This is a genomic window from Bradyrhizobium sp. WSM1417 (assembly GCF_000515415.1).
Classification (GTDB): domain Bacteria; phylum Pseudomonadota; class Alphaproteobacteria; order Rhizobiales; family Xanthobacteraceae; genus Bradyrhizobium.
Genome location: NZ_KI911783.1, coordinates 3,998,971 through 4,024,527 on the forward strand (window position 1 = coordinate 3,998,971; position 25,557 = coordinate 4,024,527).

The 25,557-nt window shown below is 64.3% G+C and carries 24 protein-coding genes; 6 read left to right on the forward strand and 18 right to left on the reverse strand.

The window, feature by feature from the left end; all coding sequences use genetic code 11:
• Positions 1–35: 35 nt before the first annotated feature.
• Complete coding sequence (locus BRA1417_RS0119015) at positions 36–794, reverse strand: SDR family NAD(P)-dependent oxidoreductase (RefSeq protein ID WP_027517154.1); 759 nt, start codon at positions 792–794, stop codon at positions 36–38.
• 160 nt (positions 795–954) lie between these two features.
• Here BRA1417_RS0119015 and BRA1417_RS0119020 point away from each other — a divergent pair, with 160 nt between their 5' ends.
• Genes BRA1417_RS0119020 through BRA1417_RS0119045 form a run of 6 tightly spaced genes read left to right on the forward strand, consistent with a single transcriptional unit; the run spans position 955 to position 6,820 of the window.
• The gene (locus BRA1417_RS0119020; protein ID WP_027517155.1) at positions 955–2,214 is read left to right on the forward strand and encodes an extracellular solute-binding protein; all 1,260 of its coding nucleotides are present in this window, start codon (positions 955–957) and stop codon (positions 2,212–2,214) included.
• 2 nt (positions 2,215–2,216) lie between these two features.
• Positions 2,217–3,158: a carbohydrate ABC transporter permease gene (locus tag BRA1417_RS0119025; RefSeq protein WP_027517156.1), complete on the forward strand. Its 942-nt coding sequence runs from the start codon at positions 2,217–2,219 to the stop codon at positions 3,156–3,158.
• Complete coding sequence (locus BRA1417_RS0119030; protein WP_027517157.1) at positions 3,151–3,999, forward strand: carbohydrate ABC transporter permease; 849 nt, start codon at positions 3,151–3,153, stop codon at positions 3,997–3,999. Before BRA1417_RS0119025 ends, BRA1417_RS0119030 begins: the two co-directional genes overlap by 8 nt.
• 22 nt (positions 4,000–4,021) lie before the next feature.
• Positions 4,022–5,119, forward strand: coding sequence for a Gfo/Idh/MocA family protein (locus BRA1417_RS0119035; protein WP_027517158.1), 1,098 nt, complete (start codon positions 4,022–4,024; stop codon positions 5,117–5,119).
• A 10-nt stretch (positions 5,120–5,129) separates the two neighbouring features.
• Positions 5,130–5,774 (forward strand): ThuA domain-containing protein, encoded by a 645-nt coding sequence (locus BRA1417_RS0119040; protein ID WP_027517159.1) that lies wholly within the window; start codon positions 5,130–5,132, stop codon positions 5,772–5,774.
• Entirely contained in the window at positions 5,771–6,820 is a 1,050-nt protein-coding gene (locus BRA1417_RS0119045) for a LacI family DNA-binding transcriptional regulator (protein WP_027517160.1), read from the forward strand. The genes BRA1417_RS0119040 and BRA1417_RS0119045 overlap by 4 nt, the downstream gene beginning before the upstream one ends.
• A gap of 23 nt (positions 6,821–6,843) precedes the next feature.
• Here BRA1417_RS0119045 and BRA1417_RS0119050 read toward each other — a convergent pair whose 3' ends face one another.
• From BRA1417_RS0119050 to BRA1417_RS0119130, 17 genes are read right to left on the reverse strand one after another with little or no spacing between them, the layout of a single operon-like run.
• Complete coding sequence (locus tag BRA1417_RS0119050; RefSeq protein WP_027517161.1) at positions 6,844–7,470, reverse strand: FMN-dependent NADH-azoreductase; 627 nt, start codon at positions 7,468–7,470, stop codon at positions 6,844–6,846.
• Between the two features lie 3 nt (positions 7,471–7,473).
• On the reverse strand, positions 7,474–9,048 hold the full coding sequence (locus tag BRA1417_RS0119055) for an isochorismatase family protein (protein WP_027517162.1): 1,575 nt from the start codon (positions 9,046–9,048) through the stop codon (positions 7,474–7,476).
• 18 nt (positions 9,049–9,066) lie between these two features.
• On the reverse strand, positions 9,067–9,915 hold the full coding sequence (locus BRA1417_RS0119060) for an MBL fold metallo-hydrolase (RefSeq protein WP_027517163.1): 849 nt from the start codon (positions 9,913–9,915) through the stop codon (positions 9,067–9,069).
• Positions 9,916–9,957: 42 nt separating this feature from the next.
• A complete protein-coding gene (locus BRA1417_RS0119065) occupies positions 9,958–10,842 on the reverse strand; it encodes an amidohydrolase (protein ID WP_027517164.1) in 885 nt (294 codons plus the stop codon).
• Positions 10,839–11,960 (reverse strand): VWA domain-containing protein, encoded by a 1,122-nt coding sequence (locus tag BRA1417_RS0119070; protein ID WP_027517165.1) that lies wholly within the window; start codon positions 11,958–11,960, stop codon positions 10,839–10,841. The genes BRA1417_RS0119065 and BRA1417_RS0119070 overlap by 4 nt, the downstream gene beginning before the upstream one ends.
• On the reverse strand, positions 11,957–12,838 hold the full coding sequence (locus BRA1417_RS0119075) for a MoxR family ATPase (protein WP_027517166.1): 882 nt from the start codon (positions 12,836–12,838) through the stop codon (positions 11,957–11,959). Before BRA1417_RS0119075 ends, BRA1417_RS0119070 begins: the two co-directional genes overlap by 4 nt.
• Before the next feature lie 7 nt (positions 12,839–12,845).
• A complete protein-coding gene (locus tag BRA1417_RS0119080) occupies positions 12,846–13,868 on the reverse strand; it encodes a xanthine dehydrogenase family protein molybdopterin-binding subunit (RefSeq protein ID WP_007593027.1) in 1,023 nt (340 codons plus the stop codon).
• 1 nt (position 13,869) lies between these two features.
• Positions 13,870–15,465 carry a xanthine dehydrogenase family protein molybdopterin-binding subunit gene (locus BRA1417_RS0119085; RefSeq protein ID WP_027517167.1) on the reverse strand — a complete coding sequence of 532 codons (1,596 nt, stop codon included), beginning with the start codon at positions 15,463–15,465 and terminating at the stop codon, positions 13,870–13,872.
• Between the two features lie 11 nt (positions 15,466–15,476).
• A complete protein-coding gene (locus BRA1417_RS0119090) occupies positions 15,477–15,953 on the reverse strand; it encodes a (2Fe-2S)-binding protein (RefSeq protein WP_027517168.1) in 477 nt (158 codons plus the stop codon).
• 5 nt (positions 15,954–15,958) lie between these two features.
• Complete coding sequence (locus tag BRA1417_RS0119095) at positions 15,959–16,777, reverse strand: xanthine dehydrogenase family protein subunit M (RefSeq protein ID WP_027517169.1); 819 nt, start codon at positions 16,775–16,777, stop codon at positions 15,959–15,961.
• A complete protein-coding gene (locus tag BRA1417_RS0119100) occupies positions 16,774–17,223 on the reverse strand; it encodes an SRPBCC family protein (protein WP_027517170.1) in 450 nt (149 codons plus the stop codon). Before BRA1417_RS0119100 ends, BRA1417_RS0119095 begins: the two co-directional genes overlap by 4 nt.
• Before the next feature lie 5 nt (positions 17,224–17,228).
• Positions 17,229–17,666, reverse strand: coding sequence for an SRPBCC family protein (locus BRA1417_RS0119105; protein ID WP_007593021.1), 438 nt, complete (start codon positions 17,664–17,666; stop codon positions 17,229–17,231).
• A 9-nt stretch (positions 17,667–17,675) separates the two neighbouring features.
• The gene (locus tag BRA1417_RS0119110) at positions 17,676–20,579 is read right to left on the reverse strand and encodes a flotillin family protein (RefSeq protein ID WP_027517171.1); all 2,904 of its coding nucleotides are present in this window, start codon (positions 20,577–20,579) and stop codon (positions 17,676–17,678) included.
• Positions 20,580–20,604: 25 nt separating this feature from the next.
• Complete coding sequence (locus tag BRA1417_RS0119115) at positions 20,605–21,438, reverse strand: phosphoenolpyruvate hydrolase family protein (protein WP_027517172.1); 834 nt, start codon at positions 21,436–21,438, stop codon at positions 20,605–20,607.
• 3 nt (positions 21,439–21,441) lie between these two features.
• Entirely contained in the window at positions 21,442–23,655 is a 2,214-nt protein-coding gene (locus tag BRA1417_RS0119120; RefSeq protein WP_027517173.1) for an ABC transporter permease, read from the reverse strand.
• Entirely contained in the window at positions 23,648–24,430 is a 783-nt protein-coding gene (locus BRA1417_RS0119125) for an ABC transporter ATP-binding protein (protein ID WP_007593014.1), read from the reverse strand. The genes BRA1417_RS0119120 and BRA1417_RS0119125 overlap by 8 nt, the downstream gene beginning before the upstream one ends.
• Positions 24,423–25,556, reverse strand: coding sequence for a branched-chain amino acid ABC transporter permease (locus BRA1417_RS0119130; protein ID WP_027517174.1), 1,134 nt, complete (start codon positions 25,554–25,556; stop codon positions 24,423–24,425). The genes BRA1417_RS0119125 and BRA1417_RS0119130 overlap by 8 nt, the downstream gene beginning before the upstream one ends.
• Position 25,557 lies beyond the last annotated feature (1 nt).

Sequence of the window (25,557 nt, forward strand, 5' to 3'; positions counted from 1 at the left end):
GCCAGCGATTGCACGATCCGGGTCTCTGGTCCGCCTCAGACCCAGCCGCCATCGACGATGTAGTGCTGAGCTGTGCAGGCGGAGGCCTCGTCGGAAGCGAGGAAGATGGTGAACTTCGCGACCTCGTCCGGCACGAGCTTGCGCTTCAGGCATTGTCGTTGCATCAGCTCGACTTCGCCCTGTGGCGTCATCCATTTCTCGAGCTGGCGCTCGGTCATGATCCATCCCGGTGCGATCGCGTTCACGCGGATGTTGTAGGCGCCGTAATCGCGCGCCAGAGAGCGCGTGAGACCGATCACGCCTGATTTGCTGGCGGTGTAGGCGGCCATGCCGCCTTGTCCGGCGATCCACGACACCGAGCCGAAATTGATGATGGCGCCGGCGTTCGCCGCCTTCATGTCCGGCAACACGGCTTGCGCAGCAAAGAACTGGTGCTTCAAGTTGACCGCGAGACGATTGTCCCAATATTCCGGTGTCATTTCCTCGGTGCTGTGCCGTTCGTCGTGCGCGGCATTGTTGACGAGGATGTTGATCGCGCCGTGCACGTTGCGCGCCTCCGCGACGCCGGCACGTAACGCGGCGATATCGGTCAAGTCGACACGCATGAAACGCGCGCTAAGACCTTGATCCGACAGCTCGCGTGCCAGGGATTGGCCCTCGTCGACTTTGATGTCGAAGAACACGACATTGGATTTCTGCTGGGCGAAGCGCCGCACGATCGCAGCGCCAATTCCGGATGCGCCTCCGGTGACGAGAACGACCTTGCCGGCGAGGTCGGAATAAACGGCAGCCATGGATATCCCTCGATTGCGTTAGGGCAGCGCGACGCGCCCGACTCTCCCGCGCACCTTAGCGATCTCCTTCGTGAGGTGCATAGATCAGAATTTCAGTTGCGTACCTCAAAAATCGAAGGCAGGATTGCGCCAAAGAATAAATGCGGTTGGGAGGAATGTGATGAGACTGCTCGGGAAACTGGGACTGGCCGTTGTCGCATGCCTGTTCGGAGCGAAATTGGCTGCGGCCGATACGACGGTGAAGTGGCTTCACATCGAGGCCAACCCGGCCCAGGTCAAAATCTGGGAGGAGGTTGCGCGCGCCTATGAGGGGTCGCATCCGGGCGTCAAAGTCGAAATGCAGTTCCTCGAGAACGAGGCTTACAAGGCCAAGCTGCCGACCATCCTGCAATCCAAAGACCGGCCCAACATCATCTACAGCTGGGCCGGCGGTGTCCTGAAGACGCAGATCGAGGCCGGCGTGCTCGACGACATCACCGATTCTGTGAAGGGCTACAGCAACAATCTCACACCCGCGGCGCTCGCCGCCTTCACCAGCAACGGCCGCGTTTATGGTCTGCCCACAGCGCTCTCCCAGGTCGGCTTCCTCTGCAACAAGGAGCTGATGGCTAAGGGGAAGGTCGATGCTGCCGGGATCAAGAGCTGGGACGATCTGCTTGCTGCCGTGAAGGCGTTGAAATCCGCCGGCGTAACCCCGATCGTGGTCGGCGGCGCCGACAAATGGCCGCTGCACTTCTACTGGACGCATCTTGCGGTGCGCATCGGCGGCAAGGCGGCGTTCGATGCGGCGTTGCGTGGCGAGAACGGTGGCTTCGCCGGGGAAACCTTCCAGAAATCCGGCGAGCTGTTCAAGCAACTCGTGGATCTCCAGCCGTTCCAGAATGGCTTCCTGGGTTTCAAGAACCCGCAGGCGGTCGGCTATTTCGGCGACGGCAAGGCGGCGATGACGCTCGCGATCAGCACGGTCTATCATCTGCAGCGCGCTCTCGCCGCCGACAAGGTCGGATTGACCGAAGACAAGATGTGCTGGTTCGACTTCCCGGTCGTGACCGGCGGCAAGGGTGCGCCGACCGATACGCTCGGCGGCATTACCGGTTGGCTGATTACGAAAGGCTCGCCGAAGGAAGCCGTCGATTTTCTGAAATACTTCGTCTCCAAAGATGTGCAGACGCGGCTTGCCGCCGGCAACTTCATCATCCCGGTGGTGCAGGGCGCGGACGCAGGGCTGAACAACGCCTTCATGAAGCTGATCGCCGCCAATCTGGCGAAGTCGAATTACCATCAGAACTTCTATGACCAGAGCCTGGGTCCGTCGGTCGGCCGCGTCGTCAACGACGTCACGGCCGAAATCGCCGGCGGCAGCATGAGCCCGCAAGAGGCTGCCAAGGCGATCGAGGCGGCGTGGAAGCAGGGCAACTGACGGTGGCGCGGCGGACCGCGAGCGTGTCGGTGATCGGTGCTGCTGGCGAGATGGTGCCCCAGGTCACGGTCCGTGGCCCGAGTTGGGACGGCAGGCTGACGGTGCTCATCCTGTTCCTGCCGCCGGCGCTGCTATTGTTCACGTTGTTCGTTGTGCTGCCGATCGGCCAAGCAGCCTGGTATTCGGGCTTCAACTGGAACGGGTTCGGCAGGCCGACCAACTGGATTGGCTTGGACAATTACCGCTTCGTGCTCGAGACCCGCGCCTTCTGGCTCGCGCTGCGTAACAACGGGCTGATCATCGCTGTTTCGCTCGCCATCCAGCTGCCGCTTGCGCTCACGCTGACCTTGATGCTCGCCGAGCGCTTTCGCGGGGCAGTGGCGCTGCGCATGCTGTTCTTCATGCCTTATATCCTGGCGGAGATCGCGACCGGGCTGATCTTCAGCTTCGTCTATGATGGCGACTACGGCCTTGTGGCGTCGATCTGGCGCAGCTTCGGCGCCGAGCCGCCGCATCTGCTGGCCTCGACCGATACGGCCATGCTGGCGGTGCTGATCGTGATCGTCTGGAAGTACTTTGGCTTCCACATGATGCTGTTCATCGCAGCGCTCCAGGGCCTCGACAAGAGCCTGGTCGAGGCGGCACGCATCGACGGCGCGACCCGATCGCAAGCCCTGCGGCATGTGGTCATCCCGTTGCTCTATCCGACGATAAGGCTCTCCGTGTTCTTCGCTATCGTCGGTTCGCTGCAGCTGTTCGACCTCGTCATGCCCCTGACGCGCGGCGGGCCAGCGGACTCCTCGAACACGATAGTGAGCTTTCTCTACAACAACGGCATCTCGCGCATGCGGGTCGGCTACGGCAGCGCCATCGGCGTCATCCTGTTTGCGATCTGCGTGACCTTTGCTTTCACGTACAAGCGATGGTTCATGCGCGATGAGTAACGCGAAGGCCATCCGCGCGCCGTTCGATCCCTCAATGCTGTTCAAGATGGTGTTCCTCGCCGTCGTCGCCATCATCGTCGTGGTGCCGCTGCTCGCGACCTTGTTCGGTGGCTTCAAATCGCTCGGCGAACTGCGCGTCAATCCATTTGGCTTGCCACGTCACTGGGAGTGGCAGAACTATGCCGACATTCTGTTCTCTGCACGCTACTGGCAGCTCTTGCGCAACTCGCTGATCATCTCGACCCTCACGGTGGCACTGACCCTGATCGTCGCTTCAATGGCAGCGTTCACCTTCGCCCATATCAGGTTCTACGGCAGCTCGATGTTGCTGAGCTACCTGACGCTGGGCCTGCTGTTTCCGGCCGCGACAGCGGTGCTGCCGCTCTTCATCAAGGTGCGCGATCTCGGGCTGCTCGATACATATTTTGGCGTTGCCCTGCCACAGGCGGCCTTCGGTCTTGCGATGAGCGTGCTGCTGCTGCGGCGTTTCTTCAAAGACATCCCGTACGAACTGCTGGAGGCCGCGCTGGTCGACGGCTGCAGCTATATCAAATTCTTCCGCTATGTAACGTTGCCGTTGTCGCGGCCGATCCTGGCGACCGTCGGTACCATCACCTTCGTCAACAGCTGGAACGCCTATCTGCTGCCGCTGGTGATGCTCAACACCGACGCGCTCTATCCCTGGCCGCTCGGCATCATGGTTTATCAGGGCGAGTATTCGTCCGAGTGGCATCTGATCCTGGCCTTCATCACGTTGACCATCTTGCCGACGATCATTCTCTTCCTCCTGGCGCAGAAACACATCGTCGCAGGCCTCACCGCCGGCGCGGTCAAGGGATGAACGGTACCTCACGGAGATCGCAATGATAAAAGTCGGCATCGGCATCATCGGCTGTGGCAATATCAGCACCGCTTATCTGAAGGCGGCCCAACGCTTCCCGGTCATGGACATCAAGGCGCTCGCCGATATGCGCAGCGATGCGGCAGAGCGGCAAGGCGCCGCCTTCGGCCTGTCGGCAATGCGGGTTGATCAACTACTCAAGCGGGACGATGTCGAGATCGTCGTCAATCTCACCGTGCCACTCGCCCACACTGACGTCAGCCTCGCAGTGCTGAACGCCGGCAAGCACGTTCATTCCGAGAAGCCGCTCGGCATCAACGTCACGGAAGCCCGCAAGGTGATGGATCTCGCCGCGCAGAAGGGTCTTCGCGTCGGCTGCGCACCCGATACGTTCCTTGGCGGTGGGCACCAGACCGCGCGCAAGCTGATCGACGATGGTGCGATCGGCACGCCCGTGGCCGGCAGCGCGTTCTTCGGCTGCCCCGGCCATGAGCGTTGGCATCCGGCGCCGGGTTTCTACTATTTGCGCGGCGGCGGGCCCATGCTTGACATGGGCCCGTACTACATCACCGATCTCGTGCAACTGCTCGGCCCGGTGGCGAGCGTAATGGGCTCGACTGCGCGCCCGAAATCCGAGCGGCTGGTCACCAGCCAGCCGATGAACGGAACGCTGATCCCAGTCGAAGTTGCGACCCATGTCGCCGGCACGCTGGAATTCGAGAGCGGAGCGGTGGTCTCGATCGCGATGAGCTTTGATGTGCCGAAGCACCGGCACGCGCCGATCGAGATCTATGGCGACAAGGGCAGCATGCTCGTGCCCGATCCGAACCGCTTCGGCGGCGAGGTGCAGGTCGCGAAGACCGGCGGCGAATGGGAGCCGGTGCCGCTGACTCACGGTCATGTCGATGGCGAGTTCCGTTCCATCGGTGTCGCCGACATGGCATCTGCGATCCTGAACAATCGGCCGCATCGTGCCAGCGGCGCGCTTGCTTTCCACGTGCTGGAAGTGATGGAGGCATTCCAGACCTCTGCCGACGAAGGGCGACGCGTCAAGATCGAGAGCTGCGTCGAGCGGCCGGCGATGCTGCCGGCCGGGCGTGAAACCGGACAGATCGACTGAGGGAATGACCATGCGCAAGGCAATGATTGTATGGGGCGGTTGGCCGGGGCACGATCCCGATCTCTGTGCTTCGATGATCCGCGGCTGGCTGAAGGCTGAAGGCTTCGAGGTGCGGACCGAAACCACCACCGCCGCGTTCGCCGATCCCGCGATTCACGATTTGTCACTGATCATCCCGATCTACACCATGTCGACAATCGAGAAGGCGGAAGCGCTCAATCTCTGCGCTGCGGTCCGTAGCGGCGTCGGGCTCGCTGGCCATCATGGCGGCATGGGCGACGCATTCCGCGATTCCGTCGATTACCAGTTCCTGTGCGGCGGGCAGTGGGTTGCGCATCCCGGCAACATCATTGACTACAAGGTCGACTTGACGAAGCCGGATGATCCCATCATGAAGGGCCTGAAGAGTTTCGAGCATCGTTCCGAGCAATACTACATGCATGTCGACCCGGCCAACGAGGTGTTGGCGACGACGACCTTCACCGGCGAGCACGCGCCCTGGATCGAGGGCGTTGTCATGCCCGTGGTTTGGAAGAAGCGATACGGCGCGGGCAGGGTGTTCTATTCCTCGCTCGGCCACCGCGCTTACGAGCTCGACGTACCGGAGATCCGGACGTTGATGACCCGTGGCATGTTGTGGGCGGCGCGCGAATGACAGCCGTTGCGACCCAGTCGGTGGTTCGCGCTACCCTTGAAGACGTCGCGCGCACGGCGGGCGTTTCGCTCGCCACCGTCGACCGCGTCGTCAACCGGCGCGAGGGCGTGCGCACCAAGACCGTGGCGCGGGTCGAGGCCGCGGTGGCAAAACTCGGCTATCGAGCCGACGTCGCGGCCGCTCGGCTTGCCCGGGGGCAGACGTTCCGCTTTGCCTTCGTGCTGCCGACCGGTAGCAACAGCTTCATGACCAACCTGACCGAGCAGGTCCAGCGCACCGCGGACTGGCTCGCCGGCCAACGCGGCTTCATTGATATCCTCCGTGTCGACGTGTTCGATCCGGATGTACTCGCCGCCGCGCTGGAAAATCTGTCGCCCGCCTATCAGGGCGTCGCCGTGATCGCGCTCGACCATCCCAGGGTGCGCGCCGCGATCGATGAGCTCACCGCGCGCGGGGTCGCTGTGGTGACCCTCGTGTCGGACGCGCCGAGCTCGCGCCGGCTGCATTATGTCGGCATCGACAACCCGGCGGCAGGCCGCACCGCTGCTACGCTGATGGGACGGTTCCTCACTGGTCGCGAGGGGACGGTTGCCGTGATCGCAGGGTCGTTGTCGCTGCGCGATCACACCGAGCGGCAATTCGGTTTCCACCAGATCCTGTCCAGCGAATATCCGAACCTGCTCGCGCTACCGGTGATCGAGGGCCGCGACCACAGCGAGCGCACGCGGGAGCTCACTGCGGCGCTGCTCGCGCGCCAGCCCGATCTGCGCGGCATATACTGCTGCGGCGCCGGCAACCGTGGCATCGCCGATGCGCTCGAGGCCTCGGGACGGGCGCGTGAGGTGGTCTGGATTGCCCACGAGCTGACTCAATACACGCGGCGTTTCCTGGTCCGCGGCACGCTCGATGCCATCATCAACCAGGATCCCGGCCACGAGGCCCGGTCCGCAGCGCGAGTTCTGCTCGCGCATTGTTCGGGTGAGCCCATCAGCCCCGACCAGGAGCGCATCCGCATCGACATTTTTTTGCGAGACAATCTGCCGTAACTTTGAGGCGCTTGCGGAGATCATCAGAAGCTCGCGGCCATTGCGGTCAGACGTTGGTGGGCTCTTTCGCGGGCCCCCTCGATGGGCTGTTGCGGTCCGGTGGTTGGCCCGATCGGAACGAAGCGAACATTGCTGATACCGACAAAACGCAAAATTTCGCGCAGGTAAGGCGTTGCCATGTCGATGCGCCCGCGGTTCATTCCGGTGGCGAAATCGCTGCCACTGGCAAGGATGACGATGGTCGGCCGGTCCTTCAGCAGCGGAACATACCCTACCGAAGGGTCGAACCGAAAGGTGAGCCCGGGCTGGACGATGATGTCGAAGAATTGCTTGAGCTTATAGGGAATGCTGAAGTTCCACATCGGCGTCGAAATCAGCACCCGATCGGCAAGCGCCAAGCGCACCGCCATCCGCTCGGCTTCCGCGAAGCTGTCCCGCTGCGCGTCGTTGAAGGCTTGCGCCTTCATCCGCGCATATTTGGCTTCGACAATGGGGCCTGAAAACTCCGGCAGGCGCTCGCGCCAGAGATCCATGACGTCCACGTCCCAATCGGGCCGAGCTCGGCGAAAGCCGTCGATGAAAACGCGTGCGCCGGCGCTTGACCAGGAGTCGTCGCGGGGTGAGCAGGACAGGTGCAGGAGCTTCGCCACCGCTCATCCCAGCGCTTTGATGACCGCATTGGCCTTGGTCACGACGGCGACATTCTGCATGGCGAAGTTGATCGAGGCAGCGTGCCAATCGGCATTCATGGTCGAGCAGCAATCCTCGGGAACGATCATGAAATAGCCCTTGTCGGCGCCGGTCCGCGCCGTGTGTTCGACCGACATGTTGGTCCAGGCGCCGGTGTTGATGATCATGTCGCGACCGGTGGCTTTCAGAATCGTTTCGAGCCTCGTGCCTTCCCAGGCGCTCATTCGCACTTTCTCGACCACGAAATCGCCGGGTCTCGGTTCGAGACCTGACACCGGTGCCGCGCCCCAGCTTCCGCGCACCATCGCCTTGCTGTCGACGAGACCCTCGAACAGCGGCGCATTCAGCGTCACGCCGGGCGCGCCGGGCTCGACGACGAACCAGACATGGATGACGGCGACGCCGCGGGCGCGCGCCGTTTCCGCCAGACGCCGGACGTTTTCGACGACGTGCTGCTGCTTCGCGTGACCTGGTGCGCCGGAATCGGTGAATGCGCCCCCCTCCATGATGACGTCGTTCTGGAGGTCCTGGATGATCATGGCACAGCGTCGCGGGTCGAGCTGCATTTCGCCGTCGGCGAGGATGGGGGCAGCGGAAGCAGAACCGGCCGCTGCAGTGCCGCTGCCTCGCTTGCCGCTCATATAGGGCTCGTGGCGCGGTCCGACCTTGGTGGGAATGGCATAGACCGAGTGCGTCGAAGTCAGGTACAGCGTGCGGAAATCCGGCCCGCCCCAGGTAAGGTTCGCCACGAGCTCAGGAAGGCGGAGCTTGCCGAGCAGCTCGCTCCGCGGCGAATAGACCCACACCCCGCCGGGTGCCGTGACCCAGACGTTGCCGTGCTGGTCGCACTTCATGCCGTCGGGCAAGCCGGGCTCGAGCTCGGAGCGGATGCCGCTCGCGAACACACGCGCGCTCGACAGCGAGCCGTCGCCGTTGACGTCGAATACGCGGATCAGTGCCTGCACGGTGTCGTTGACATAGAGCAGTTTCTCGTCGGGCGAAAAGCACAGCCCGTTCGGCTGGTCGAACAGATTGCGCTCGACGACGAGCTTCGGTTCGGCGCCGGGCACGACGCGATAGACGCCCTGGAAGCCGAGCTGCCTCGGCCGCTCGACGCCATAGACCGGCATGCGGCCATACCAGGGATCCGAGAAATAGATCGCGCCGGAGGAGTGCACGCAGACGTCGTTGGGGCTGTTGAGCTCCTGTCCCCCAAAGTGCGAGGCCAGCACCTCGCGCCGCCCGTCCGGCCGTTCGCGGATCAACGACGATGTCGCGTGCTCGCAAACGATCAAATTGAGCTCGGCGTCATAGGTCATGCCGTTGCATTTGTTCGAGGGACGCTTGACCTCGGCGACGCCGCGCCGCGCATCCCAGCGCCGGCGCACGTCGCCCGGCATGTCGGAGAACAGCAGATAATGATCGACCGGATGCCAGATCGGTCCCTCCGTGAAGTCAAAACCGGTGCCGATCTGCGCGACTGGCGCGTAAGGATCGATCAGGGTCTCGAATTCGGAACGCAAGGTGACGTGCGTCATCAGTTGATCCTCTGGCGTCTAGGCCGGAAACCAGTTGCGCTGGGGCAGGGACTGCACGATCGGTCCAGGGACCTGGTCGTGCAGCCGGCCGACGACGTTGCCGCCTTCGATCCTGGCGGGACGGTCGTGGACCGGCAGCAGATAGCGCGAATTGCTGAGCAGCTTTTTGATGGCGGCCTTCTCGGCCCGCTTGGTGGTGCCGTGATTGCCCGTGGTGCGCGGCTCCCAGTCGTGGATCTCGTTGAAGGGCGTCACGATCTGGTCGTTGAAGTCATAGATGACGTCGCCACAGATGGTCGCGATGCCGTCGGCGGTTTCGACGATGATGTTCATCGATCCCTCGGTATGCGCATTCGCGGCGTCGCAATAGACACCCGGCATCAGCTCGATGGGACCTGTGATCTCGAGGTCGAGAAAGCGCAGCGCACTCTTGGTGTGCAGACGGTCGATCAGATGCTTGATATCCGGCGCCGGATATTGCGGATGCATCAGGCCGGACACGGAATATTCGAGCTCCCGGCGGTTGAGAACGACGGTCGTGTTCATCGGAAACAGATCGTCCTTGCCGGCGTGGTCGATATGCAGATGGGTGTGGCAGACGAAACGCACGTCGCCCATCCGCACGCCGTGCCGCGCAAGCTGGTTCTCGATCATGTGCTCGTGATACTGCAAGCCGCGCATCCCCAGCGTTTCCATGATCTGGTTGGAGCGATAACCCGTATCTACCACGACCGGATATTTCCCGCCGAGGATCAGGAAACCGAGGGTGAGGACGCGGCGGGTGCGGCCGCAGTCGTGGCCGAGAACCAGAAAGCTCGATTCCAGCTCGATATCGCCATAGTCCAGGATCTTGATCTCCAGCGGCATTCCGTCCCTCCCTGTGTCCGTTCTCGTTCGTTCCCTCGGCGCTCAGAGCCGATAGACGCGCATGGCGGTGGTTCTGAAAATGGCTTCGCGCTGATCATCGCGTAGCGGAGCCGCGGCGGCACGGAACGCATCGATCAATTCGCGATAGCTGGTCCACAATTTCTCGATCGGAAAATTCGAGCCGAACAAGCAGCGTTCGGCGCCGAAGATCGCAATCGTATCGGTCAGGACGGATGCGATATGCGCGGGGTCGTTGCGGTGGATGAAGGTTCCGAGCCCCGACAGTTTGGATACGATGTTCGGGCATGCGGCGAGACGGGCCATCCCGGCGCGCCACGCGGCGCGGCCCGAGGGTGAGTGGTCCTCCAGCATGCCGGCGTGCTGGAGGATAAAGGTCACCTTGGGGCAGGCTTCCGCAAGGTGTGCGGCGTCCGGCATCTGCGGCGTGAACACCTGAAGGTCAAAGCTCCAGCCATACTCTGCAAGGCGGGCGATATTGCGCTGGATCACGGGATCGGTGCAGAGATCCGACCGCGCGGCAAAGCGATAAAGCGGGTTCTCGTGCCAATGCAGTTGCATGCGGACGCCGCGTACGAGGGCATAGCGCTTTAGGCGGTCGAGCTGTGGACGCACGTCGTCCACTGAAAAATCGGCGTAAGCCACGATGGCATGCGGCCAGCCGTGCGCCTCGGCGGTCTGCTGCACCCAAGCCGCCTCGTCCTCGAAGCGGTCATTGGCCCAGTTGGTCTGGACATAGACCGAGCGGGTGACGCCGCTGCCTTCGAGGTCGCGGAGATATTCCTCTATCGGGTAGTCGCGCCGGATCGGCTCGTATGGACCGAAGATGCGCGGCTGCATCGGACCCACCAGCCAGGGCAGGTCGGCCTGGCGCCAGATATGATGGTGCCCATCGACGATGTCGGTCACGCAACTCTCCTTTGTCCCAGCGCCAGCACGTGCGCGACGATCGACGCGCTCGATCCTCCATCGACGAGGTCGTCGACGAAGCGTTCGATGGCGACCAGCGCTTCGGTCTGCGGGCGAAAGCCGGCACCAGCCGCGAGCGGCGTCAGCCAGCTCACGCGCCACGCACGGCGCGATAGTTTCGCGACCGCATCGCGCAACGCATCGGGTTCGCCCCGCTCCAGGCCGTCGGAAACGATGATCACGGCAGCGCCCCGCGCGTATCCGCCGAAGCGGGGCACCGCGAGAAAGGCCTGAAGCGCGTCTCCGATTCGGGTGCCGCCGTCCCAGTCGCTGACCGCATGGGCCGCGGCCCTGAGCGCCTGCTCTCGGCGCTTGAGACGTAACGGGCGGGTGATGCGGGTCAGCCGCGTGCCGAAGGTGAAGACCTCGACGTTAGGTGCCGCCTGCACCAGCGTGTGCGCGAACTGCATATTCTCTTCGGTGCGGGTCTTCATCGAGCCGGAGACGTCGATGAGAAGCAGTACCTTGCGTGGACGCTGCCGCCGCTTCAAACGTCCCAGCCGGAGGATTTCGCCGTCGCTGCGAACGGAGTCGCGTAAGGTGCGGCGCAAATCTGCGTAGGGCCCGCTGCGTGCCCGCATGCGGCGATGGCCGCGCCGCTTCGGCAGGCGCCTGGGCGCCTCGCGGGACAGCCGGCGCAGCGCATCGGTGGTCGAGGCCTGTGCAAAGCGGCGCTCGACCAGGGCTTCGGCGCGCGCAGCTGCGAGACCGGACTCATTGGCGTCGTTCGACAACAGCGGCTCGTCGTTTCCACGGGCCTCCTCTTGCAGCCGAACCGTCTCGTCGTCCTCACCGTCATCGACGCGCTCGATTGCCTCGTTGCCTCGAAAGTGCAGATCGAACAGCCGGTCGAACGTTGCACGACGCTCCGGTGGAGGGGCCAGTGTTGCGAGGGCTGCCTGCCGAATGTCCTCCAGGCTGCGGGGACCGAGCAGCTGGATCGCGGCCAGGAACGAGGTCGTCTGTTCCGGTGCGACGGCAAACCTGTTCGTACGCAACAGCCCCACGAACGAGATGAAGACGCGCGCAGCGCGCGGCAGTTCGGGTTCGGCGCTCATGCAGAGGCCTCCGCCAGCAGGGCATCGAGGCGCGGCGAGATAAAGTGCAGATCCTCCTCGTCTTTCAGGGCTACGCCGATCGAGCGCCTGAAGGCATCGGGCCACCGCGCACCGCCCTTGTGCAGCAACGTGGCGGCCTCAGCCCAGTCGACCGCCTCGGCGATCCCGGGCGCCTTGCTGAGCGGCTCGCGTCGCAGTCTCTCGACGGCGGCGACGACGGCCCGCGCGGTCCCCTCGGCGACGCTGGAGGCCCGCATCATCACGATGCGCGCTTCGCGCTCGGCCGAGGGATAGTCGATCCAATGATAGACGCACCGTCTCCGCAACGCTTCATGAAGATCCCGCGTGCGGTTCGAGGTGAGGACGACGACTGGGCGCTCCGAGGCGCGCACGGTGCCGCGTTCCGGGATCGAGATCTGGAAGTCGGACAGGAATTCGAGCAGGAAGGCTTCGAACTCTTGGTCGGCGCGATCGATTTCGTCGATCAGCAGCACGGTCGAGTCAGGCGCGCGCAGCGTCGCCAGCATCGGTCGCTCGATCAAAAACGTTTCGCCGTAGATGTCGATGCTCTCATCGCCGGCCCGGCGGATGGCGAGCATCTGGCGCGGATAGTTCCATTCGTAGAGTGCGGCGGACGCGTCGATGCCTTCGTAGCATTGTAGGCGGATCAGGCGGCGGCCGAGGACAGCGGCAATGGCTTTGGCGGCCTCGGTCTTCCCGACGCCCGGCGCACCCTCGAGCAGCAATGGCTTGCCGAGTGCCAGCCCGAGATAGGCTGCGGTCGCCAGCCCCTCGTCGGCGAGGTAATAGGCCGCCCGAAGCGCCTTCTCCAGTGCCTCGGGACTGTCGATGCCGACGATGTTGCTGCGGACGGCCATCGAGACCTCAGCGCCGCGCCTGAGGGCGCGCGCCGCCCTCGGCCTTGATCGCGCGCAGCACCTTCTCCGGCGTAATCGGCAGATCGTCGATGCGGACGCCGACGGCGTTGAAGATGGCATTCGCAACCGCCGGCAATACCGGATTCGCGCACATTTCCCCGGGGCCCTTGGCGCCGAAGGGGCCATCGGGCGCGGGACGTTCCAACACGGCGATGTCGTGGGGGCAGATGTCGCCAGGACCGGGCATGACATATTCGACGAAGTCGCGAGGGCCGTGGACAGGGTCGGGATAATAGGGTTCAGGCGTCTCGTAGAGCGCGTGACTGACGCCCATCCAGGCGCCGCCGACGAGCTGTTGCTCGACCAGGCGCGGGTTGAGCGCACGGCCGAGCTCATAGGCAGAGTCCATGCGGATCATCGTGACCTCGCCGGTCTCGTCGTCGACCTCGACCTCGGCGACGAGACAGGCATGGGCATAGCAGGTCGCCGGCGACATCTCGCCGGTTTCCGGATCGACGTTTGAGAGCGGCACCAGGAAGATGCCACGGCCCGAGATGGTCTTGCCCTGTTTGAACTGCGCCGCGATGGCGACGTCCTTGGTGGAGATCGAGCGGTGCGGCGCACCCTTGACGTGGATGTTGCCCCGTCCGTCGGTTTCGAGATCGGCCGCATTGACCTCGAGTTCCTCGGCGGCGGCCTCCATCATCACGCCGCGCGCCTCGCGCGCCGCCGCCATCACGGCATTGCCGACGCGATGGGTGCCGCGCGAAGCGAACGAGCCCATGCAATGCGGGCCGGTGTCGGAATCGGCCGTGTCGACATAAACATCCTCGACCGGTACGCCGAGCGTCTCAGCGCAGATCTGCCGCGTCACCGACTTCATGCCCTGGCCAAGGTCAATCGAGGATAGCGCCACGGTGAACTTTCCGCTTGGGTTGGAATGGACCAGGGCCTGACTGGGATCGCCGCCGAGATTCATACCGATGGGATAGTTGACCGACGCGATGCCGCGTCCGCGATGTCGAGTCATCTCAACGCCTCCTGGTGCCGAACACGGATGAAAATCGACCCGCCCCATGCGAGGGCGATGCTGGTCGCGGTGACGGCGGCGGGGAGGGCGCGGGCGGTGGGGGCTCGCGCGGCGGTTCGCGCGACGCGGCCGTTGGCAGGCGATCATAGCTCGTGCGCTGCTGCGCCGGCGCGGTCGTCCGTGCGTGGGTGTCGGCAGGCGTGCGCGGGATGGCGGCGCGGCTGCCGCCTCCGTCCTTGCGGGAGGAGGCGCGCTTGAACTCGTCGCGGATCGGCCATTTGGCTTTCTCGGCGGCGACCTGGACGCACTCGATCAGTGCCGTGTTCTTGGCCTCGCGCCGATGCGCCTTCATGTCGCCGTCGCGATAGGCATTGAGGATGCGGAACTCCATCGGATCCATGCCGACGAGGTTCGCGAGCTTGTCCATCTGGCACTCGATCGCAAAATCCATCGCGGTGACGCCGAAGCCGCGCATCGCGGTTGCCGGCGTACGGTTGGTGAAGACGCAGTAGACATCGCCATAGACGTTCGGGATGGTGTAGGGCCCTGGCAGATGGGCTGCGCATTTCACCGCGGCATAGCTCGAGAGCCGCGTATATGCGCCGCTGTCGAAATATGCGCGGATCTTCCGCGCAACGACCCGGCCGTCGCGCATCACGCCGTCCTTGATGTAGATGCGCTCGGCGCCGCGCGGCGGACCATATTGCATCTCCTCTTCGCGTCCGAATACGTAACGCACTGGACGTCCCGTCAGCATCGCACCCAGGATGCATAACGGTTCGGTCAGCGTGTCCACCTTGCCGCCAAAGCCGCCGCCGACGGTACCGCCAATGAAATGGAAGGTGTTGGAGGGGACATCGAGGATCTTGGCGCAGGTGTCGACCGAGAAGAACAGCGCCTGCGTCGACGTATAGACGACATATCGCCCGTTGGTGTCGGGCGCCGCGATCGACCCGTTGGTTTCAGTCGGCGCGTGCTCGATAGGCGACATCTGGTAGCGCTGTTCAAGCACGTGATCGGCGGTCGCGAGTGCGGCATCGGCATCGCCGAAGCGGAGCTTTTGGTGGTCGTATGTGTCGTGATAAATGAAGGCATTCTTCGGATAGGTATCGTTGACGACGGGCGCGCCGGCCTTCAGCGCATCTTCAACGTCGAACACGGTCGGCAACGGCTCGTAGTCGATGCGGACTTTCGAGATAGCTTCAAAGGCCTCGCGCTCGCTGTCGGCGACGATGGCCAGGATCGGCTCACCCTTGTAGCGAACCTTGTCGACGGCCAGCGACGGTTCGTCGTCCTTGCCGAAATTGATCAGGCTCAAGAGGGTGTTAAGATTGCGGGGCACATCGGAGCCGCGGATGATCCGGCGCACGCCGGCTGAGCGCTCGGCGTCCGTGGTGTCGATCCGCCGGATCCTCGCATGCGAATGGGTCGAGCGAACGACTTTCAGGTGCAGCATCCCCTGGAGCTTGTGGTCGTTGAAATAGCTCGATGTGCCCGTGACATGGCCAAGCATGTCCTGGCGCTGCGTGCCCTTGCCGATCTCGTTGAGATTGTCGTCGCGCTCGTCGGCGAAAATATCTTTGCGCAGTTCCAGCATGATGTGGTCCTTCAGGCGCTCACCCGGCCGCCGGCAGCGGCGAGGATGGCGTTGATGATCGGCTCGTAGCCGGTGCAGCGGCAGATGTTGCCGGAGATCGCCTCGACGATCTCGGCGTGGCTCGGGGAGGGATTGCGATCGAGCAGTGCCTTGGCAGCCATCAGCATGCCCGGCGTGCAATAGCCGCATTGGGCGGCAAAATTCTCGGCGAAGGCGCGCTGCAGCGGGTGGAGGTTGGGTCCCTGCTTCAGGCTATCCAGCGTCTCGACGGAGCGGCCGGCGACGGTCTCGGCCAGCGTCAGACAGGAGAGATGGAGCTCGCCGTCGATCAGGACGCTGCAGGTACCGCAGCCGCCTTGGCCGCAACCGAATTTCGGCGTCATGTCGCCGATCAATTCGCGAAGCGCGACGAGCAGGTTGGTGCCGCCATCGACGAAAATGGCGACATCGCTGCCGTTGTGACGAAATTGCAGGGCAGTCTTGGCCATACGATCTATTCCTGACCCAAGAGAAGACGACGCAGATGGACGCCGACGATCTCGCGGCGGTACCAGGCGCTGCCGAGCGCGTTGTCGGATGGCGATGTTCCTTCCACGGCTGCAGAGGCTGCGGCCGCAACGGTTGCGGCATCGAGCGGGCGGCCTTCGAGAGCGCGTTCGGCCGCCCGCGCACGTATTTGCGTCGGCGCCATCGATCCCAATGCAATTCGTGCCCCGGCGATCCGTCCGCCGCTGATGGGCAGATGTGCGGCGAGCGTGATAACCGAGCCTCCTTTGGGCTTGATCCGTGCGATCTTGCGGTAGCGGAAAGCCTCCGGGCTGGTCGGTCGCGTGCACGACACCGACAGCACGAGCGCGCCCGCCTGCCTTTCGCGTGACTGCAAGAACTCCTCGATTGGAATGTCGCGAGATCCAAAGCCGCCTTGCAGAGCCACGGTGGCATCGAGCGCAAGCAGGGCGACGATGAAATCGCCATAGGGACTGGGCGCGAACAGATTGCCGCCCACCGTACCCATGTTGCGCACCGCTGGGCCGCCGATCGAGCGGGCCGGAGCGTGCAGGAAAGCGAGGTCGCGCTCGGCCAGAATCCGGGCGAAAGTTACGCCAGCACCCAGTGTGATCCGCGGGCCTGAGGGGTCGATGCGCGTCAAGGCATGGTCATTGGCGCGCACGACGGTCGAGATCGAGATGTCACCTTCGTTCAGTGCGCGCATCACCAGCGTGCCGCCGCCGAGATAACGTGCGTTGCGATCGGACGACAGCGCGGCGGCGGCCTCGCTCGAACTCGTGAAGGTCTTCACCGTCACAGTCATGTTGACACAGTCTCCTTGAAGTGCCGGCGGATCGCGTCGAATCCCGCCTGGTAGATATCTTCCGCGACCATGTGGGTGATCCGATCCTTGTCCTCCGGCCGTGTCGAGAAGCGGGATTCCCAGTGCCAGAAGGTGCGGTCGCCGTCCGTCACGGGCAGCAGGCGGACGTGAGCTACGTAGTTGAACATCGGAACCGGCGTATCGAGCAGGCAATAGCTGAAGGTCTGCTCCAGATCCGACAGCGTCAGCAATTGCTCGCGCAGCTCCGAGCCGTCCTGCAGCTTGAAGCGCCTGACACAGCCGATCTTGTCAGAAGCCTGCGCCCGCTCGATCGTGGAGGTCGCAACCGCCGGATGCCAGCGATCGTGCCCGTTGAAATCGCGCAGCACCGCCCACACGGAGCCGGTCGGCGAATCCAGGATCGTGCTCTTGATGATATGCGGCACGGCGCTCAGCCTCCGAACTGGCGTTTGAGGGCATCGAAGCCGCCCTGGAACACGCCGCCGCCGATATTCGCGACGAGCTCCGCCTCCCGCTCGGGTGCGCAGTCGAACTCGGCGGTCCATTCCATGAAGGTCTGGTCGCCATCCGTGACCGGCGTCAGCCGAAGCGTCGCGACGTAGTCCTCGACCCCCATCGGGGACTCGAGGATCGAGTAGGTGCAGAACATGTCGTAATCGGACAGGCCGAGCAGCTTTTCCCGGATGCGATCGCCGTTGCGCAGGCGAAAATCCCTGACGCAGCCGATCTTGTCGGAGGGCTCACCGCCCTCGATGCGGCTTTCCGCAATCGCGGGATGCCAGTTCGGCAGACCGTTGAAGTCGCGCACCCGCGCCCAGACGCGATCATTGCGCGCGTTGACGACGGTTGAGACGTAGACGCGGGCCATGGTGCGACCTCAGCTCTTCTTCCGGGGGCTGCGCTCAACCGGCGGCTCGCCGTCGGCCGAAGGCGACGGCGCAGCGGCTGGCTTCTCGCCACCGCCGCCGCCCTTGCGTGCGGAGTCCTTGATGCCCTGCATGTCGCGAGCTTCCCGGATCAGGCCTGGCATCTTGGCGAGGCTGCCGCCTTCGACGCCGATGTCCGCCAGAAGCGAGTCGATCAGCGGCGCCTGGACGCGGTAGCGCAGCGCCGAGTCGATCACCTCGTCGGTGGCGCTGCGGCCGCCGTTGCCGCCATGGCCGTTGCCGTTGAGGCCGTCGACCTGGAGGATGCGGATGCCCTCGATCTTCTCCATCGGCTTGACGCTCTCACGGACGATGCCCTCGATGCGGTCGAGCAGCTTTCTACGGAACAGCGAGTAGCGCGCCTGGTCGGTCAGCACGTTCTCGGCCTCGTTGAGCATACGCTGCGCCTCGGCCTCGACTGCAGCGCGGATTCGTTCGGCTTCCGCGGCAATTCGCGTCTCCTCGGCCTGCTTCTCGGCGATCAGGATCTCCACGGTCTTGCGGCGCTTCGCGATCTCGCTCTCGCGCGCGGTGATGACGCGCTCGGCGGCTTCAGTGGCATGCACCCGCGCTTCCTCGGCCGAGGCCTTGGCCGCGGATTCCTCCAGCGACTTCAGGTGGATGGCAATCGCCTTCTCCATCAGAACGGTCTCGACCTCCTTCTCGCGATTGATTTCAAGCTTGCGCAGCTCGCGCTCGCGGCCGATGCGGGCCTCGTCGAGGCCGCGATCGGAGGCAATGCGGGCGCGGTCGACCTCTTCGCGCGCGGCAATCTCGGCTTCCTGGAGCGACTGGACGCGGGCGACTTCGAGTTGTTCAATCGAACGTCGGCGTTCGATCCGCGCCGCCTCCAGAGCTTGCTCGCGCGAGACGTCCGTGGTCTCGACCTCCTTGCGCGCGACAATCTCGGCCTGCCTGACCTGGCGGTCCGCGTCGATGCGCTCGGACTTCTTGGTCGAGAGCGCAATGACGCGGTCCTCATCCGCAATCTCGATCGCCTTCTTGTGCTCGATGTTGAGGACTTCGCGCTTCTTGGAGGACGTGATTCGCTCGGCTTCGAGCGCGAGATCGACGCCGATGCGCTGGCGCTCGATGGCGTCGCGCCGCTTCAACTCGGCTGCCTCGAGCACGGCTGTGCGTTCGATCTCGAGCGCGCGTGTGTCACGCTCGGCCTGGATACGCTCGGCTGCAACGGACTTCTCCTGCGCGATCCGGGCGGCTTCGATGGCTTCGCGTGAGGCAATGTCGGCTTCCTCGACGGCGCGGTTGCGGGCGATTTCCAGCGACCGAACGCGTTCTTGCTGAGTGATGCGGGCAGCTTCCGTGGCTTCGCGTGCCGTGACCTCTGCGACTTCCAGCGTCTGATTGCGTTCGATCTCCAATTGCCGGGTATTCTGCTCGACCGCGATGCGCTCGACGGCGAGCCTGTGCTCGCGGTCGATGCGCGCCGCCTCGACCGCGCGCTGCGCCTCAATCTCGGCTTCCTGGATGTTACGCACCTGCTGGATCTCCAGCGCGCGGGTGCGCTCATCGGATGCGATGCGCTCGACATTGACGATCATGGTCTGGGCAATGCGGGCCTTTTCGGTCGTCTCGCGGGCAGCGATCTCGGCTTCGTCCACAGCGCGGGTCCGGTCGATCTCGCGGCGCCGGGTCTCCTCTTCGTTGGCGATGCGGGCGTCGGTCACGACGCGGTCCTGCTGGATACGCGCTTTCTCGATCGCCTCGCGGGCGGTGATCTCGGCTTCCTCGACGGTCTGCATCCGCTCGATTTCGCGCTGGCGCACCTCGCGCTCGGAAGCGATGCGGCTGGTATCGATCGAGCGCTGGTTGGCGATCCGGGCCTTCTCGATTTCTTCCCGTGCGAGCAGTTCCTTCTCCTCGATGGTGCGGGTGCGCTCGATCTCCCGCTGGCGAGTCTCCCGCTCCGAGGCGATACGGGCTTCGGCAATCGCCTGGTCGTTGGCGATTCGCGCCTTCTCGATGGTTTCACGGGCGGAAATCTGCGCCTGCTCGGCTTCGGTCTCGCGCAGGGCTCGCTCACGTGCGACCTCGGTGCGTTGCAGGGCGCGGCGCATCTCGATGTCACGCTCCTGTTCGAGGCGCGCCGTCTCGCTTTCGCGCTCGATCTCGAGCGCCTGCCGCTCGGCCTCAAGGTTGCGAGAGCGGATCTTGATCATCGAATCCTGCTCGATGTCGTTGCGCAGTTTGCGCTTGGCCTCGATGTCCTCCATCAGGCGCGTCAGACCTTCGGCGTCGAAACGGTTCGAGGGGTTGAAGAATTCGAGATCGGTTTGGTCCAGATCGGTGATCGCGACTGACTCCAGCTCGAGTCCGTTCTGGGCGAGGGCCTCTGCCGCGTTTGCCTTGAGGCGGGCGACGTACTCGCCGCGCTGCTCGTGCATCTGCTCAAGGGTCATTTCCGAGGCGACGGAACGGATGGCCGAGATGAATTTGCCGGCCAGGAGGGCGTGGAGCTGTTCGGGCTCCATGGTGCGGCGGCCGAGCGTGGCGGCCGCGATAGACACGGCTTCGCGGGTCGCCTGCACTCGGACATAGAAATCGGCCTCGATGTCGACGCGCATGCGGTCTCGGGTGATCACGGCGTCTTGGCGGGAGCGCACGATGCCCATCGGCTGCACGTTCATGTTGACCGGCGTGTAGTCGTGGATGAACGGCAGCACAAAGGCGCCGCCGTTGATCACAACGCGCTCGCCGAGCAGGCCGGTCCGGACGAATGAGGTCTCCTTGGACGAGCGGTGATAGAGCCAGTTCACGATGTAGACGCCGACCACGATCACCACGATCGCGACGATCAGCCAGAGGATCAATTCACCGACCAGAGTCCCTGACATGTTTCTCTCCCTCGACCTTTCGGCGTTATCGCGCGCCGATCGCCTTGAATTTGCGAACCTGATCCGTCAACGCCCGCTCGACCGGCAGCCGTTCCATCGAGGAGGCGCCGTAGAAGCCGTGGCAGTTGCGTGTATTCCTCATGATGAAATCGGCATCGTCCGGATCGGAGATTGGTCCGCCGTGAGCGAGCACCAGAATGTCCGGATTGACGCCGAGCGCGGCGGAGGCCCAGGTGTCGATGTGCGCTGGGCAATCCGTCAGCTTGAGTGCGGTCTGCGCGCCGATGGTACCCCCGGTCGTCAGGCCCAGATGACAGACGATGATATCCGCGCCCGCGATCGCCATCGCGGCGGCTTCCTTCTCGCTAAAGACGTAGGGCGTCGTCAGCAGGTCTTTCTCGCGCGCCTTTGCGATCATGTCGATCTCGAGCGCATAAGACATGCCGGTCTCTTCGAGATTGGCGCGGAACACGCCGTCGATAAGGCCGACAGTCGGAAAGTTCTGCACACCGGCGAAGCCGAGCGCTTTCAATTGGTCCAGGAAAAGATCCATGTCGCGGAACGGATCCGTGCCATTGACGCCGGCGAGCACTGGCGTTCTGGTCACGACGGGCAGCACTTCGCCGGCCATCTCCAGCACGATGGCGTTGGCGTCGCCGTAAGCCATCAATCCCGCGAGCGAGCCTCGGCCGGCCATTCGGTAGCGGCCGGAATTGTAGATGACGATGAGGTCGACACCGCCGGCCTCCTCGCATTTGGCCGAAAGGCCAGTGCCGGCGCCGCCGCCGACGATGGGCTCGCCGCGCCTTGCCATGTCGCGGAAGCGCTTCAACAGTGCAGCGCGTTCAAACCGGGCCATCGGTCACCTCGCTAGTCTCCGGCGCGCCCCAGTGCGGCCGAACAATGTTCGGAACGCGCTGACAATGGTGGAGGCGAACTCGGGGTCATTGATGTTCTTGGGAACGCGGATAAGCTGACGGTTGGCGGTCTGCCGCACGTTGCGCTCCAGCGTGCGGAACAGCGCCGCATCGGCGTCCGGATCCCAGAATGGCTGTCCTCGCGCGTCGAGCGCGGAGACGCCGCCCTCAGGCAGGAAGAAGCGCACCGGGCCGTCCATCCGGTTGAGCCGATCCGCGATCCAGGATCCCATGCGCTCGTTCTCCTCCGCCGTGGTCCGCATCAAGGTGACCTGCGGGTTGTGGACGTGGAATTTCCTGCCGCGGTAGCGCTCCGGGATGGTCTCGGGGGCGCCGAAATTCACCATGTCCAGCGCGCCCACCGAGCCGACATAAGGCACCCGGCTGCGGATGATGGCACCAAAGCGGTCGTCGGTGGCCGGGAACACGCCACCCATCAGGAGGTCCCCGACCTCCGTGGTCGTGAGGTCGATGACGCCTGCGAGTTGCCCGGAATCGACGAGCTTCTCCATTGAGCGTCCGCCGACGCCGGTGGCATGGAAGACGAGGGACTCGAAATCCTCGCGCAAATCGGCCGCGATCTTCTGCACCGCCGGCGTGGTGACACCGAACATGGAGATGCCGACCGACGGCAATCCGCTGTCGTCGCGATCCTTCCGGGCATGCTGATCCAGGCGCGCCTTGACCATGCCGGCCAGCGCGTTGGCGCCATTGGCCAGCACGGCGCGCGAGATTGAATTGAGGCCCTGCACGTCGGCGACCGAATGCATCATGGTGATGTCCGCGGGGCCGACATAGGGTCCGACGTCGCCAGAGGCGACGGACGAGACGATGAGCTTCGGTATCCCGACAGGAAGCGTCCGCATGCCCGGCGCGACCAGTGACGCTGCACCCGAGCCGCCTGCCGAAATCACGCCAGCAACATTGTTCTGGCGCCGCAGCCAGCTGGCGAAGGCCTCGGCCATCGCGGTGACGGCGGCACCGCGGTCGGGTCCGAATACCGCCGATCCGCCGCGAGCATGGTTCAAGGCGATCTCCTGGGCGGAGACGTCGCTGGCCGCGTGCCTGCCGCTGGTGGAGACATCGACCAATCGGGTTCGCAGGCCGGTCCCGGCGATGATGTCGCGGATGAAGCGGAGCTCGGTGCCCTTAGTGTCGAGCGTACCGACGATGAGCACGACCGGAGAGCCCTGCGTTTGTGCCGCGACCGGTTCGCGCCGGCGTCGTGCCGTCTCGTCGAGACGCATCACTTGTGTCGAGAACGTGCGGGCGGCGGCCTCGATGCGGGCGATCGGCACAGGCTGCGACCACCGTGTCGGCGACGTCGGGTTTGACATGTAGATGCGGATCGCGCCGCCTGGACGCGTCTGCTGCGGAGAACGCTTTGGTTCCGTATCCGCCGGCGGCACGTCGAGGTCGAGCTCGAGTCCGGCGTGCATTCCGACACCAAGCAGGCGTTGCTGCAGTTCGCGATCGGCGGCAAGCCGCACCGAATCGATGATGCGGTTGACGCGGCCGTTGACCATGATCGCGACGTTACGCGACACGGCCGTCGCCACGCCGATATTCTGCTCGATCACGAGCACGGACATCTCGCCGTCCTCGCCAAGCCGTAGCAGCATCTCCTCCACCTGGGCCACAATGACCGGCGCGAGCCCCTCGGTGGGCTCGTCCATGATCAGGAGCCGCGGGTTGGTGAGCAACGCGCGGGAGATCGCAAGCATCTGTTGCTCGCCGCCGGAGAGCTGGCCGCCGCCGTGATCCTTACGTTCGGCCAATCGCGGAAACGTCTTGTAGATGCGCTCGACCGTCCAGGCGCCGCGGCGCAAGCCGGCGGCAAGCTGCAGATGCTCGTCGACACTGAGTGAACGCCACAACCGCCGGCCCTGCGGAACGTAGCCGACGCCGAGACGGGCTATGTGGGCGGGCGGCTGCCGGGTGATGTCATCGCCGCGGATGCGAATCGAGCCGCCGCTGACCGGCACCAGCCCCATGATGGCCTTGCACAGCGTGGTCTTGCCCATGCCGTTGCGACCGACGACGGAGAACACGCCGGCCTCGAGCGTCAGGTCCACGCCCTGCAGCGCATGCGAATGGCCGTAATAGACGTCCAGGCCGCGCACTTCGAGGGCGGCGGCGGTACGGCGGACCTCATTCATGGCCGCCTCCGAGGTAAAGCTCCTGCACTTCGGGATCGGACTCGATCTCCTGCGGACGGCCTTCCTTGAAGATCCGCCCGTTATGCATCATCGTGACGCTCTCGACGACGCGCAGGGCGACGTCCATGTCGTGCTCAATGATGATGTAGCCGATATGCGCGGGCAGGGAGGTCAATATCTCGATCAGCTCGGCACGCTCGGTCGGCGACAGTCCCGCGGCCGGTTCATCGAACAGGACGAATCGCGGCGCGCCGGCAAGCGCAAGTGCGATCTCGAGCTGGCGCTGCTGGCCATGCGCGAGCTCGGCAACGCGTTGATCCTTCACGCCGGAGAGATGGACGGCCTGCACGAGATTTTCGGCCGCGTGCATCAACGCATCGTTCTGACCGGGGCGGAGAAACGAGAAGCGCCCGCGTGAGACGCCACGGCAGGCGAGGTAGACATTGTCTTGGACGGTGAGGCCGGGAAACAGCGCCGAGATCTGGTAAGTCCGCCGCAGGCCACGGCGGATGCGCTCATAGGGCGGGAAGTGCGTGACGTCCTCGCCGAAGAAGCGGATGGTGCCGGAAGAGGGTGGGAAGTCGCCGGTGATGCAGTTGAACAGCGTGGTCTTGCCGGCGCCGTTGGAGCCAAGCACGGCGCGCCGTTCGCCGGGGCGGACGGTAATGGTGATGTCGGTGAGTGCCGCGAGTGCGCCGAACAGACGCGTCACGCCGCGCAGCTCCAGCGCCGCGCCGGCGCCCACGACAGAGAGGCGTTGCGCGACGCTATCCATGGCGGGATCCTTGGGTGGATCCTTGGCCAGAGTCTCGGTCAGGTTCTCGGCCGTGTCGTCCACTTGAACTTGCCGCGCCGGAGCGTTGGCGGCGGCGCCAGCTCTGCCAGAGCCCGATGACCCCGTCCGAGGACCAGAACACGATGGCGAGGAAGCCGAGGCCGATCAGGAGCCGAAAGCGGTTGCCGTCGAGCCCCAGCTTGACCAGGAAGTCGAGTGCGAAGGTGCGCAGCAGTACGAAGATCAGCGCGCCGATAAAGGGTCCGATGGGGCGCGTGATGCCGCCAACGACTGCAATGATGAGGATATCGATGCAGGCCCCAACGCTCACGGATCCCGGCGAAATCTGCCGGTAATTCCAGACCTGGAGTACCCCTGCCAGCGCCGCGACGAAGGACGCGAAGGCGTAGGCCGCGACGCGATGCGCATTGACGTTGAAGCCGAGTGCCGCCATGCGGCGGGGATTGTCACGTACGCCTTGCAACGCGAGGCCGAACGGCGCGCGGGAGATGTAGTCGACGGCGAAGTAACACAGCGCGGCTACCGCGAGGACGATATAATAGAAGGGTATGTCGGCGCGCCAGTTGACGCCCCAGAAATGGGGCGTGGCAACGGTATTGATCCCGGTATGGCCGTTGAAGATCGCCCAGTTCTGGTTGGTGAAATAATAGAACGCCGCGCCGATCGCGAGCGTGATCATGATGGTGTAGATGCCCTCGGTGCGCACCGCCAGCGCGCCGCCGAGCGTGCCGAAGATGGTCGCGAGCGCGAGCGCCATCGGGACCGCAAGCCACCACGGCCAGCCCAGGCTGATATTGGCGTTGCCGCTGACGCCAAACACGGCGACCATATAGGCGGAGAAACCCGCGATGGTGAGCTGCATCAGGCTGACCATGCCGCCATAGCCGGCAAGAAACATCAGACTCAGCGCCATGGTTCCGAGGATCAGCGTTGTCGCGAAGATCTCGATCAGGAAGAAGCCGTTGGCGATCAGCGGCATGATCAGGAGAATGGCCGCGACGGTCCAGGCCGCCGGATTGTCGATTTCCGGCCATCCGCGCAATCTGGAGCGCTGCACAGCAGCGGTGGGACGAACCGGGACGCGGGCGTCGTGAGCGAGGGACATG

What these genes read in the sequence shown, in the direction of transcription:
- BRA1417_RS0119095 (WP_027517169.1), bottom strand. Translation starts at nt 16,777, where the DNA reads ATGACTGTGACGGTGAAGACCTTCACGAGTTCGAGCGAGGCCGCCGCC.
- BRA1417_RS0119055 (WP_027517162.1), bottom strand. Translation starts at nt 9,048, where the DNA reads ATGACGCACGTCACCTTGCGTTCCGAATTCGAGACCCTGATCGATCCT.
- BRA1417_RS0119120 (WP_027517173.1), bottom strand. Translation starts at nt 23,655, where the DNA reads ATGAATGAGGTCCGCCGTACCGCCGCCGCCCTCGAAGTGCGCGGCCTG.
- BRA1417_RS0119110 (WP_027517171.1), bottom strand. Translation starts at nt 20,579, where the DNA reads ATGTCAGGGACTCTGGTCGGTGAATTGATCCTCTGGCTGATCGTCGCG.
- BRA1417_RS0119090 (WP_027517168.1), bottom strand. Translation starts at nt 15,953, where the DNA reads ATGGCCAAGACTGCCCTGCAATTTCGTCACAACGGCAGCGATGTCGCC.
- BRA1417_RS0119080 (WP_007593027.1), bottom strand. Translation starts at nt 13,868, where the DNA reads ATGACTCGACATCGCGGACGCGGCATCGCGTCGGTCAACTATCCCATC.
- BRA1417_RS0119085 (WP_027517167.1), bottom strand. Translation starts at nt 15,465, where the DNA reads ATGCTGGAACTGCGCAAAGATATTTTCGCCGACGAGCGCGACGACAAT.
- BRA1417_RS0119115 (WP_027517172.1), bottom strand. Translation starts at nt 21,438, where the DNA reads ATGGCCCGGTTTGAACGCGCTGCACTGTTGAAGCGCTTCCGCGACATG.
- BRA1417_RS0119030 (WP_027517157.1), top strand. Translation starts at nt 3,151, where the DNA reads ATGAGTAACGCGAAGGCCATCCGCGCGCCGTTCGATCCCTCAATGCTG.
- BRA1417_RS0119130 (WP_027517174.1), bottom strand. Translation starts at nt 25,556, where the DNA reads ATGTCCCTCGCTCACGACGCCCGCGTCCCGGTTCGTCCCACCGCTGCT.
- BRA1417_RS0119040 (WP_027517159.1), top strand. Translation starts at nt 5,130, where the DNA reads ATGCGCAAGGCAATGATTGTATGGGGCGGTTGGCCGGGGCACGATCCC.
- BRA1417_RS0119045 (WP_027517160.1), top strand. Translation starts at nt 5,771, where the DNA reads ATGACAGCCGTTGCGACCCAGTCGGTGGTTCGCGCTACCCTTGAAGAC.
- BRA1417_RS0119070 (WP_027517165.1), bottom strand. Translation starts at nt 11,960, where the DNA reads ATGAGCGCCGAACCCGAACTGCCGCGCGCTGCGCGCGTCTTCATCTCG.
- BRA1417_RS0119075 (WP_027517166.1), bottom strand. Translation starts at nt 12,838, where the DNA reads ATGGCCGTCCGCAGCAACATCGTCGGCATCGACAGTCCCGAGGCACTG.
- BRA1417_RS0119060 (WP_027517163.1), bottom strand. Translation starts at nt 9,915, where the DNA reads ATGCCGCTGGAGATCAAGATCCTGGACTATGGCGATATCGAGCTGGAA.
- BRA1417_RS0119125 (WP_007593014.1), bottom strand. Translation starts at nt 24,430, where the DNA reads ATGGATAGCGTCGCGCAACGCCTCTCTGTCGTGGGCGCCGGCGCGGCG.
- BRA1417_RS0119105 (WP_007593021.1), bottom strand. Translation starts at nt 17,666, where the DNA reads ATGGCCCGCGTCTACGTCTCAACCGTCGTCAACGCGCGCAATGATCGC.
- BRA1417_RS0119020 (WP_027517155.1), top strand. Translation starts at nt 955, where the DNA reads ATGAGACTGCTCGGGAAACTGGGACTGGCCGTTGTCGCATGCCTGTTC.
- BRA1417_RS0119015 (WP_027517154.1), bottom strand. Translation starts at nt 794, where the DNA reads ATGGCTGCCGTTTATTCCGACCTCGCCGGCAAGGTCGTTCTCGTCACC.
- BRA1417_RS0119035 (WP_027517158.1), top strand. Translation starts at nt 4,022, where the DNA reads ATGATAAAAGTCGGCATCGGCATCATCGGCTGTGGCAATATCAGCACC.